Consider the following 1,233-nt stretch of genomic DNA (forward strand, 5'->3'; position numbering starts at 1 on the left):
AAACTACTCAGCAGACTGTATCAGCAGGTTCAAAAGCGAAGTTTGGATTGATTAGCGAGAACTTTGCAGCAGACAGTAGTTTCGTGGATTGGAACGTTGATGTAGTTTGGAGCTTAGAAACAGTTTCTGAATTGGATAGTTTGGTCAGGCCTTATTTATTCCGAGACGGAAATGCGAATGTTCACTTTATCAGTGTTGCAGATAGTGTAGGAGGAAGTATAAGTCCGAGAAGCTTGAGTTTAACTGAAGGAGAAACAAGAGTCTATAAGATTAAAGCAGATAATGGCTATCAGATTGTAGATGTATTTGTCGATTCTGTAAGTCAAGGAGCTTTAAGTGAATATACTTTTGTAGAGGTTTCTTCAGCACATTCGATCTCAGCAAGCTTTGAGAAAATTCCTTATGAGATTACGGTAAATGTAGGAAGTCATGGCGAGGTAGATTCATCAAGTACGACGATTTTCTATGATGAAGTGAAGACCTTTAAGTTCACTGCAGATGAAGGTTATGAGGTTCATTCAGTCTATGTGAATGGTGAAGATTTGGGAGTGATTTCAGAATATACTTTCCAAGATATTTTTACCGATCAAACGCTAGAGGTTTTCTTTATTAAATCAGGTTTGGCTGTTGCAACAGAGCCAGCAATTGGTACAGGAACAGATTCTGATCCTTATCAGATTAGTAATCTTTCCGAATTGCGATGGTTATCCGAAGGATTGGAAACAGGAATGTCTGATTCAGTTCGTTGGAGCAAGCACTATTTGGTTACTGAAAATATAGATGCTTCAGAGACATTCCACTGGAATTTGGAAGAAGGATTTTCATCAATCGGAACTGATAAAATACCATTTACAGGAAGCTTGAATGGTCAAGGTTTTAAGATTGATTCTTTGACAATTAATAGATCAGAAGGTAAACAAATAGGATTATTTGGTTTTGTATCAGATGCTCACATTCATCAATTAGGCTTAAAAGATATTTCACTTCTAGGTAAATCATCTGTTGGAGGCCTAGCAGGTAAGGCAGTTGGTTCGATCATAGAACGAGTTTATGTGAGTGGAGATTTAGAATCTACAGAGAAATCAATTGGTGGACTAATTGGAGAGATTGGTAAAAATACTTTTGTTCACCGAAGCTTTTCACTAGCCAATGTTACAGGAATTAGAAATGTCGGAGGACTTTTAGGAGCCTGTTACAATTCAAGTGTGCTAGAAAGTTATGCTGTAGGTAAAG

Annotated in this window: 1 protein-coding gene; it reads left to right on the forward strand. The window is 37.5% G+C overall.

All coding sequences use genetic code 11. The annotated features are described in order from the left end of the window. On the forward strand, positions 1 to 1,233 hold a 1,233-nt coding region (locus tag BC781_RS25565; RefSeq protein WP_211323986.1), incomplete at both ends, for a M26 family metallopeptidase.

Source organism: Sediminitomix flava (genome assembly GCF_003149185.1).
Taxonomy (GTDB): domain Bacteria; phylum Bacteroidota; class Bacteroidia; order Cytophagales; family Flammeovirgaceae; genus Sediminitomix; species Sediminitomix flava.